Here is a 9,334-nt window from a genome sequence, read left to right as displayed (position 1 = left end):
ACACATTATTTTGATCTAGGTTTTTAAAGAGCGGCTAATCTTTCGATCAACTCAGTCCGCCTATTATATGCAGTTTCTTGATCTTGTCAATTTTTATTTCATGTTTTTTTAAAATATTACCAACCGCTTCTCATAAAAAAACAGCCGCTAAAAAAATATAACCTACAAACAACAACTTATTTACATAACTCAAGCACTAAAAACAATAAGCCAACTGTATTTTATATACTTAAAACGCGGATCATTTGACGTAACCTCCCACGTTCTATCCTCTTTGCTAGGTTGCCAAATAACAACTTCTTCAATCTTGCACGCCAATGCGCAGGCTGCAAATAGCATATGCTAGATCAATAATCAGTTAAAACCATTACTTATTAACTATGCTAATACCCTTTAACAAAGTCAACGCTTCATATAGAGCATAATCTTTTTTATCAAGCGCTTCTTTTTCTTTATCAGCTGCACTTTGATTATCAGCACGCTCTTTAGCGTTTTCTAGATGATGCGATAAATCAGCTTCTTTAACGGGCTTAAACTCTGTCTTGTCTAATGATTCCAGCTTTAGATTCTCCAAAACTATATCAGGTTCAATGCCTTCAGCCTGAATCGACCTGCCTGATGGTGTGTAATAGCGAGCCGTTGTCAGCTTAACCGCCGCACCGTTACTGGTCGGCAATATAGTTTGTACCGAGCCTTTACCAAAAGATTTTTCGCCCATAATCACAGCGCGCTTTTGGTCTTGCAAAGCACCTGCAACGATCTCAGAAGCGGAAGCTGATCCTGCATTAATAAGCACTACCATAGGTGCTCCATTAATCAGATCATCCGGTGCGGCATTAAAGCGCATTTCAGAATTTTCAATACGCCCCTCTGTGTAAACAATAAGCCCACTTTTCAAAAAGGCATCACTTACCTCCACAGCAGCATTTAAAACACCACCGGGATTATTTCTCAAATCCAAAATCAAACCTTTTAAATTGCCTGAATTTTCTTTCTTTAACGTCGCCAAAGCCTCTTTTAAGCTTTCTCCAGTACCCGATTGAAAGCTACTAATACGCACGTAGCCGTAATTTTTTTCCAAAATACGACTTTTTACGCTTTTGACCTTTACCACGTCACGCACCAAAGTTATCTTAAGCGGCGCTTCCGCACCCTCGCGTACGATAGTCAATAAAATTTTGCTGCCTGGCTCACCTCGCATGAGCTTTACGGCATCAGTTAATGCCATGCCCTTTACTGGCTTATCATCAAGCCGAACAATAAGATCACCGGTTTTAATACCTGCGCGTTGTGCGGGCGTATCATCAATGGGAGTAACCACTTTGATAAAGCCATTTTCCATGGTCACTTCAATACCCAAGCCACCAAATTGACCCATGGTGCCTTCTTTAAGCTCCTGATATTCTTCAGCCACTAAATAGGCAGAGTGCGGATCAAGGCCAACTAACATACCACGGATAGCATCTTCCAATAGTTTTTTGTCCGTAACAGGCTCAACATAATCTCGCTTGATGCGCCCAAAGATTTCTGTAAAGGTACGTAAGTCTTCAAACGGGAGCGTTTCCGTATCCACAACCGGAGCCGCTTTATTTCTCTCAGCAAGGCCACTACCAGACACCCCCATGAAAACACCCAACGTAACACCAAGAGACAAGATAAAAACACTCTTTTTATTTAGCATGCGCCTTAAAACTCCAAAAACTCAATTTCCTAAAATTGCTATTACCCAAACTTGATATCATCTTGCTAACGGCACCATGCAAGTGGATCAATTGGCTTGCCTTTTTTACGTATTTCAAAATAAAGCCCTGGCTGGCTCCGGCCGCCACTTTGTCCAACCGAAGCTATCACCTCACCCGCATCAACCCAATCGCCTTTTTTCTTATAAAGACTTTGATTGAAAGCATAAAGCGTCATGAACTCTTCACCATGCTCAACAATCATCAATAGCCCATAGCCTTGCAAATTACCCGCATAAACCACTCGGCCTTTAGTAACTGCTCGTATATCTGTTCCCTCATTAGCGGCGATTAAAATACCGTTACTGATACCTTGTGAACGCTGACTACCAAAGGTGCTGGCCAAATGGCCTACAACCGGCAAGGGCAATTTACCTTTAAGCGTTGAAAAATCACCTGTTACCTTCGGAAAAGTCGCCACTACCGCAGACGGCTCATCATTTGGCATCTCAATGTCAACATCTGCCGAGCTTTCTATATTTTGATCTCCCTCAAAAACGAGGTCATCTTCTTCTATATCTAAAGAATCAACCAGTTCCACGAGGTTATTTTCACTTTCTTTAAGATGAGCCAAGCGTTGTTCATTGGAAGAAAAGTCACTATTGAGTTGCAATAACAACGCATTTCTTTCTTTACGTGTGCTATCCAATGTCACTTGCTCGACTTTTTTTTGAGCCAAACTTTTCTCTAAAAGCTCAGTATCCTTTTTCTTTTGCTGACTCAACAAATCCAGGCGCTTAACAGAAGCCTCAACAAAAGCAAGCTTGGCCAAGCGGGCTTTATTAAAATAGTCGTAATACACCATAATCCGACTTGATGAAGCCGGATCTTGCTGGCTAAGCATTAATTTCAGGCGGGCTTTTTGACCCACAGCATAAGCTGCCCGCACTTGGTCCGACAGCTCCTTGTTACATTGAGCAATATCTTCTTCAAGCTTTTTAATTTCAAGGGGTATCTTATCCAGGCTTTCGCGCTTTTCATCCACCTGTTGCTGGAAGACCCTTAACAATGACGCTGTTTCACCGTATCGCTGCTCAACTTCGGCCAACAAATTTTGCATAGCATCACGCTGTTCCTTGATACGCTGCATTCTTTGTGTAACCGAGCTAATGTCCGACTGAATACGATCTAACTGTTTATTATTGCCCGCAAGACCATTCCTCGCCAACATCAGGAGAGCAAATGCCGTAGCTAAACTACAAAAAACGCTCCGCTTAACCATTCACAAATCAACTGGTTTGAATGAGTGATCTTCCTGTCATTTCAGCCGGTTTTTCTATGCCTAAAATAGCAAAGATTGTCGGCGCTAAATCTGACAGGCTGCCATCCGATGCCAATACGCCTTCGCCACCGACATAAACCAGAGGTACTGGATTAATACTGTGCGCAGTATGCGGTTCATGGGTATCGGGATCAACCATTTGCTCAATATTACCATGATCAGCGGTTAACAGCATCTTACCACCGACACTGTTTAACGCTGCTACAATCCGTTGCAAACACGCATCAACAGCCTCTACAGCTTTAATCGCGGCGGGAATAACTCCAGTGTGGCCAACCATATCACAATTTGCATAATTACAAACAATAACGTCGTATTTTCCACCCACGATAGCCTCAACAAGATGATCGGTGACCTTAGGAGCATTCATTTCTGGCTGCATATCGTAAGTTCTTACTTTAGGTGAAGGTACCAGTATCCTGTCTTCTCCAGGAAAAGCCGTATCTATACCGCCATTAAGAAAGAAAGTAACATGCGCATATTTTTCAGTTTCTGCCAATCTGAGCTGTGTCAACCCCAAATGAGATAACGCTTCCCCCAACCCATTTTTCAGTTCGGTGGACGGAAAAGCAATCGGGTAATCGAAGTCTTGGTTATACTCAGTCAGCGTACAAAAATAACCCTGATAAGGTGATTGAACGCCTCTATCAAAAGCATCAAAGCTTTGCTCAGTAATGGCTTGCGATATTTCACGGGCACGATCTGCCCTAAAGTTCATAAACACCACCGAATCTTCAGGATCAAGCACTATGGCCTTGCCATCAGCACCCAAAATTGCCGTCGGTAGCACAAACTCATCGGTCTCCCCCCTGTCATAAGCGGCTTGCAAAGCACTTAATGCTGAACCGGCAGTCAACTCAGACTGTCCTTTCACAATCAGATCATAAGCCAGCTTGACGCGATCCCAACGATTATCTCTATCCATTGCATAAAAGCGCCCCACTAGCGTAGCAATTGCACCTACGCCAAGGGCTGCACATTTTTGATTGATTGCTTCTATTGAAGAGGTCGCACTCTTAGGCGGCACATCCCGGCCATCCAAAAAAGCATGGACATAGATTTTATCCAAGCCACGCTGCGCAGCCAATTCCATCATGGCCATAATCTGATTTTGATGGCTGTGTACCCCGCCCTCTGACAACAAGCCCATAATATGCAAGGCCTTGCCTTTGGCTTTTGCCGTATCTACAGCTTGACAAAGTACCGGATTGCTAAAAAAACGACCATTTTTTATATCATCGTTCACTTTGGAAAATTCTTGCGGCACATACCGCCCCATACCAATGTGGACATGACCGACTTCGGAATTACCCATTTGCCCGTCAGGCAAACCTACAACGTTACCGGAGCAATCCAGTAATGTCATAGGGTAGTCTTGTTGCAATTTATCCCAACATGGCGTATTTGCCATGGCAATAGCGTTGTTTTCCTGCTCGGTAGAATAACCGAAGCCGTCAAGAATCAGTAGCACCACTGGCTTTGGTCGTTTCGACATAAACCCTTTATCCCCTAAATACTAAAAATAGAATTGGTAAGTTGCATGTAGCAAGCACGTATAAATCGACTGTTAATCAATTCTCTATACCCAAGCCGCGCAAAAATCATGTATCATCTGCCTGGATTGTAAGCTCTTGCATACGCGTATAATAATCAACATGCAAACAAATTTATATTATACCGAATAGTCATAATTAATGGTGTCTATAAATTATGGACATCTATATTCATGGCTAACAGGTGCATAGCGATATCACTCTGCTCTATCCTCGCAGTACAAATACTCTAGCGACACATGCCGCTATCCGCTAAGCGTTGTTATAATGATTCGTATTATCGGTTTTTTACAACTCAACATTCCCTTTTTATCTAACCTGATTGAGCCACATTACTTATGGAACGCATTATAGAATTCGCTTTAAATCACTATGTTTATGTCCTCGCTTTAGCCGTAGTCACGTATTTATTAGTTCAAGAACTGTCGGATGCACTTTTCAACAGGTTCGGTGCGATATCTCCATTGCTTGCCGTCACTAAAATGAATGATGAAAAAGTCCTTATTATTGATGTACGTGAACCTGACGAATTCATAAAAGGCCATATTGAAGGCGCTGTCAGTAAACCGTTGAGTTCTTTAACTGAACAACTGCCTACCCTTGATAAATATAAAAAAGCCACTATTCTAATTGCATGTCAGAACGGAACACGTTCAGCATCGGCGGGTAAAATCTTGACTAAAGCAGGCTTTGAACAAATCTTAGTCATCACTGGCGGCATGCAAGCATGGCAAGATGAGTACAAATTGCCTATTAAAGTCGTCAACAAATACAAGAAGTAACATTATCGCTTTACACTTAAAGCATCCATCAAACTTAATTTAAAATCGTATATTCATCATGGCTGAAGAAAATAACACTGCAGAAAAACAATTTTCAATTCAAAAAATCTACACCAAAGATTTATCTTTTGAAACTCCAAATTCCCCTAAAATTTTCACTGAAAAATGGGAACCCACTGTCGATTTCAATTTAGGCACCAACACAGTCGCGCTGGACAATTCCTTCTATGAAATCACTTTAAAAGTGACCATTACCGTTAAATGCGCCGACACAACAGCCTATTTAATAGAAGTCAACCAAGCGGGCATATTTGCCTTAAGTGGCTTTGAAGATCAAGAAATGGGTCCTATGGTAGGCAGTTTTTGCCCTAATATTCTGTTCCCTTATGCCAGAGAAGTGGTTTCTGACCTGGTTTCCAAAGGCGGCTTCCCGCAATTGCTATTGTCACCGGTTAACTTTGATGCCTTGTACAGCCAACACGTACAACAAATGCAGCAACCCAGCCCTAATAGCGCCAACACACTCAACTAAACCAGTTTGCTGAATCAAAAAATCGCTATCCTGGGCGCTGGGTCCTGGGGCACAGCGCTTGCTATTTTGGCAGCCAGAAATGGTTGCCAGGTACTGCTCTGGGGACATAACCCTGAGCATATTAGATCGCTTGATCAACATCGCCAAAATCAACGCTATTTACCGGGAATGGTATTTCCTGAAAATATTGCGGTAACCTCTGATCTTAAAGACATCGCACCATTCAGCCAATTAATTTTGGTGTGCGTACCAAGCCAAGTGTTCAAACAAACATTACTGGCTCTTAAGCCTTACTGTACGGATAACATCGCCGTTGCCTGGGCTACCAAAGGTTTTAATCCCGATGATGGTAGTTTATTGCATGAGGTTGTTGCCGAGATATTTGGCTTGCAAACGCCAGCAGCGCTTCTTTCTGGCCCGACATTTGCCCGCGAAGTAGCCGCAGATTTACCCACAGCCATTACCATTGCAGCCAACCAAGCGAAATTTGCCCACCAGTTAGCCAGTATTTTTCATAGCGAACGCTTTAGAACCTATACCAGCACCGATTTAATCGGCGTGGAAGTGGGCGGCGCGGTAAAAAATGTATTGGCAATAGCAGCAGGTATTGCGGATGGCCTGGGCTTTGGTGCCAACACTCGCGCGGCTCTAATTACTCGAGGACTCAATGAAATTATTCGTTTAGGTGTGCAACTAGGCGGCAAACAAGACACTTTTATGGGTCTGGCCGGTTTGGGTGATTTGATTTTAACCTGCACCGACAATCAATCCCGAAACCGACGTTTTGGTCTGGCCTTAGGGCAAGGCAAAAGCAGGGATGAAATCACCAAGGAAATTGGCCAGGAAATTGAGGGGATTTCTGCTGCCAAAGAAACTTATTTATTAGCGTTAAAATACGGCATAGATATGCCGATTACCGAGCAAACGTATAAAGTTTTGTACGAACAGCTCGCGCCACAAACTGCCGTACAAAACTTGTTAAGCCGCGAACAAAAGCCGGAAGCTTAATTTTCAAACGGTAACTTATATCGCATTGCCTTTATGGCTGCCATCACACAAAGGCTGATTTTTAGTGGCTTTGCAACCGCAAAAATAAACTGTTTTTGATTCTACTGCGTCATATTTCACCGGGGTAAAATCGGTGGTCTTATGTGATCCGTCGCAAAAAGGTTGCTTACTGCTTTGGCCGCATGCACACCAAAAATAAGATTTACCTGCTTCAACATCAACAGTGTATGGAGTATCTGAAGCTCTTACTGGGTCGCTCATTTTCAAATCCTTTCTAAAGTTAAATTCTACAACAGCTACGGTAGGCGGTTATAAATAAATATAATTTGTAAATAGGGCAGCCTGCCCGTGTTTAATATTATCACTATCCATTATGTTCCATACAGTTGCCGCTTTAATTTCAAATCTTTTGCCGGTTTTTGATATACGGATTCCTGAATAATTATCCGCATAACCTTTTGCAGACACTTCATGCAGAAAGCTTTCCCTTTCGTCGCGGTTTTGAGGTTCGGCTGAATATCTTGAAGGTAATACTATGAACTCTTCCCATGACATTTCAAAAAGCGCCAAACCCATTTTGTTGGCATATTGAAACACCGGATCAGCCGTTGCGTTATGCGCCAACAGCACATAAGGCGCTTCAAAAACCTGTTTTGCCTGCTCTTTCAGGCTTAAAGAGGAATCTGTAAGACAGACTCCTTTTAGTTTTCTCAAGCTGCCTATTAATAAGTCTAGGTACTGCGCTAAATAATCATTGGTTTCGTCTGGCTTGGGAAAATGATTCATAAATTCAACCCAGTAAAATCATGCAAGACAGAGCTATAAAAACGCCAAAGTAAACCGTTCATGGTGAATTTATCGAGCCACGAACGGCATTTTGTAAATAATAATCGAAACTTAAGCCTTAGGCCGCATGTGTGGAAACAACAACACATCTCGAATTGATGGCGAGTCGGTAAACAGCATCACTAAACGGTCTATACCAATACCCTCGCCTGCTGTGGGCGGCATACCATGTTCCAGGGCAATAATATAATCCGCATCATAGTGCATGGCTTCATCATCACCGGCATCTTTTTCTTCTACTTGTTTTTGAAAGCGCGCCGCTTGATCTTCAGCATCGTTTAATTCAGTAAAGCCGTTGGCAATTTCGCGGCCACCGACAAAAAATTCAAAACGGTCAGTAACATGCGGATCGTTATCATTACGTCTAGCCAGTGGCGATACCTCTACCGGATAAGCGGTAATGAACGTCGGCTGCATCAACTTGCTTTCGACGGTTTTTTCAAAGATTTCAATCTGAATTTTACCTAGACCGTAGCCGTCTTTTACTGGAAGGCGCAGCTTTTCGGCGACAGCAACCGCAGCTTCCCGCGTAGCAAGGTCAGCGGCGGTTAAGTCAGGATTAAAATGCAGTATCGAATCCACTACCGTCATGCGTTGGAATGGCTGGCCGAAATCATATTCTTCACCTTGATAGGTGATAACCGTATGCCCTACCACTTCCTCAGCAATGCCGCGTAACATGGCTTCGGTCAAGTCCATCAAATCATGGTATTCGGCATAAGCCTGATAAAATTCCAGCATGGTAAATTCGGGATTATGGCGTGTCGATAAACCTTCGTTACGGAAGTTGCGGTTGATTTCAAACACCCGCTCAAAACCGCCAACCACTAAACGTTTTAGATATAACTCAGGGGCAATCCGTAAGAACATATCCATATCTAAAGCATTATGATGCGTAGTAAACGGACGCGCGGTCGCACCGCCAGGAATAACTTGCATCATCGGTGTTTCCACTTCCAGAAACTGGCGGTCGATTAAAAACTGACGAATATAAGCGACAACCTTGGAGCGTATTAAAAATACGTTGCGCGATTCCTGGCTCATGATTAAATCCAGATAACGCTGACGGTATTTGATTTCCTGGTCGGCGATACCATGGAATTTTTCCGGCAAGGGCCGCAAGGCTTTGGTCAACAAGCGTATGCTGTCGATTTTAATGCTCAGCTCGCCAGTTTGAGTAATAAACAATACGCCTTCCGCACCGATAATGTCGCCAATATCCCATTTTTTAAACTGTTCGTTATAGAAGTTCTCAGGCAACGCATCGCGGGTGACATACAACTGAATTTTGCCGGACATATCCTGAACATGACAAAAACTGGCTTTACCCATGACACGCCGTGTCATTATGCGTCCAGCTACTTTGACGCGCAGCGGCTCGGCTTCTAGCTCTTCTTTAGTTTTATCGCCGTATTTGGCCAGTAATTCACCCGCAATCACATCACGGCGGAAATCGGTCGGAAAGGCTATGCTTTGCTCGCGTAACTCGGTAAGCTTACTGCGGCGTTGTTTGATTTGTTCTTGATCGTCTTGTTGTATTTCGGACATTTTAGTTAAAGAGTCTTAGAATTAAAAAAGTGTTTGGTCTGTTG

Annotated in this window: 9 protein-coding genes; 3 read left to right on the top strand and 6 right to left on the bottom strand. The window is 43.1% G+C overall.

What is annotated here, in order from left to right; genetic code table 11:
* Positions 1 to 367: 367 nt before the first annotated feature.
* From ACHZC4_RS03675 to gpmI, 3 genes are all read right to left on the bottom strand, one after another.
* Positions 368 to 1,681: a S41 family peptidase gene (locus ACHZC4_RS03675; protein WP_394752437.1), complete on the bottom strand. Its 1,314-nt coding sequence runs from the start codon at positions 1,679 to 1,681 to the stop codon at positions 368 to 370.
* Positions 1,682 to 1,746: 65 nt separating this feature from the next.
* The gene (locus ACHZC4_RS03670) at positions 1,747 to 2,910 is read right to left on the bottom strand and encodes a murein hydrolase activator EnvC family protein (protein ID WP_394752436.1); all 1,164 of its coding nucleotides are present in this window, start codon (positions 2,908 to 2,910) and stop codon (positions 1,747 to 1,749) included.
* Positions 2,911 to 2,968: 58 nt separating this feature from the next.
* On the bottom strand, positions 2,969 to 4,516 hold the full coding sequence (gene gpmI / locus ACHZC4_RS03665; RefSeq protein ID WP_394752435.1) for a 2,3-bisphosphoglycerate-independent phosphoglycerate mutase: 1,548 nt from the start codon (positions 4,514 to 4,516) through the stop codon (positions 2,969 to 2,971).
* 396 nt (positions 4,517 to 4,912) lie between these two features.
* Here gpmI and ACHZC4_RS03660 point away from each other — a divergent pair, with 396 nt between their 5' ends.
* Genes ACHZC4_RS03660 through ACHZC4_RS03650 form a run of 3 tightly spaced genes read left to right on the top strand, consistent with a single transcriptional unit; the run spans position 4,913 to position 6,896 of the window.
* Positions 4,913 to 5,356 carry a rhodanese-like domain-containing protein gene (locus ACHZC4_RS03660; RefSeq protein ID WP_394752434.1) on the top strand — a complete coding sequence of 148 codons (444 nt, stop codon included), beginning with the start codon at positions 4,913 to 4,915 and terminating at the stop codon, positions 5,354 to 5,356.
* A gap of 58 nt (positions 5,357 to 5,414) precedes the next feature.
* Entirely contained in the window at positions 5,415 to 5,888 is a 474-nt protein-coding gene (gene secB / locus ACHZC4_RS03655; RefSeq protein ID WP_394752433.1) for a protein-export chaperone SecB, read from the top strand.
* A 9-nt stretch (positions 5,889 to 5,897) separates the two neighbouring features.
* Entirely contained in the window at positions 5,898 to 6,896 is a 999-nt protein-coding gene (locus ACHZC4_RS03650) for an NAD(P)H-dependent glycerol-3-phosphate dehydrogenase (RefSeq protein ID WP_394752438.1), read from the top strand.
* Between the two features lie 15 nt (positions 6,897 to 6,911).
* Here ACHZC4_RS03650 and ACHZC4_RS03645 read toward each other — a convergent pair whose 3' ends face one another.
* From ACHZC4_RS03645 to lysS, 3 genes are all read right to left on the bottom strand, one after another.
* Complete coding sequence (locus ACHZC4_RS03645; RefSeq protein WP_394752432.1) at positions 6,912 to 7,157, bottom strand: CDGSH iron-sulfur domain-containing protein; 246 nt, start codon at positions 7,155 to 7,157, stop codon at positions 6,912 to 6,914.
* Between the two features lie 48 nt (positions 7,158 to 7,205).
* On the bottom strand, positions 7,206 to 7,682 hold the full coding sequence (locus tag ACHZC4_RS03640; RefSeq protein WP_394752431.1) for an MEKHLA domain-containing protein: 477 nt from the start codon (positions 7,680 to 7,682) through the stop codon (positions 7,206 to 7,208).
* Between the two features lie 111 nt (positions 7,683 to 7,793).
* Positions 7,794 to 9,290, bottom strand: a complete 1,497-nt coding sequence (gene lysS / locus ACHZC4_RS03635) for a lysine--tRNA ligase (RefSeq protein ID WP_394752429.1) — start codon at positions 9,288 to 9,290, stop codon at positions 7,794 to 7,796.
* Between the last annotated feature and the right edge of the window lie 44 nt (positions 9,291 to 9,334).

Origin of the sequence: Crenothrix sp., from assembly GCF_043729335.1 — a bacterium.
Lineage (GTDB): Bacteria > Pseudomonadota > Gammaproteobacteria > Methylococcales > Methylomonadaceae > Crenothrix.
Note: the sequence above shows the minus strand (reverse complement) of the source record. Positions and strands in the feature narration are given on the sequence as shown.

Bases quoted from the DNA above. Each gene is read 5' to 3' on its own strand.
- ACHZC4_RS03675 (WP_394752437.1), bottom strand. From the start codon at position 1,681: ATGCTAAATAAAAAGAGTGTTTTTATCTTGTCTCTTGGTGTTACGTTG.
- ACHZC4_RS03670 (WP_394752436.1), bottom strand. From the start codon at position 2,910: ATGTTGGCGAGGAATGGTCTTGCGGGCAATAATAAACAGTTAGATCGT.
- gpmI (WP_394752435.1), bottom strand. From the start codon at position 4,516: ATGTCGAAACGACCAAAGCCAGTGGTGCTACTGATTCTTGACGGCTTC.
- ACHZC4_RS03660 (WP_394752434.1), top strand. From the start codon at position 4,913: ATGGAACGCATTATAGAATTCGCTTTAAATCACTATGTTTATGTCCTC.
- secB (WP_394752433.1), top strand. From the start codon at position 5,415: ATGGCTGAAGAAAATAACACTGCAGAAAAACAATTTTCAATTCAAAAA.
- ACHZC4_RS03645 (WP_394752432.1), bottom strand. From the start codon at position 7,157: ATGAGCGACCCAGTAAGAGCTTCAGATACTCCATACACTGTTGATGTT.
- ACHZC4_RS03640 (WP_394752431.1), bottom strand. From the start codon at position 7,682: ATGAATCATTTTCCCAAGCCAGACGAAACCAATGATTATTTAGCGCAG.
- lysS (WP_394752429.1), bottom strand. From the start codon at position 9,290: ATGTCCGAAATACAACAAGACGATCAAGAACAAATCAAACAACGCCGC.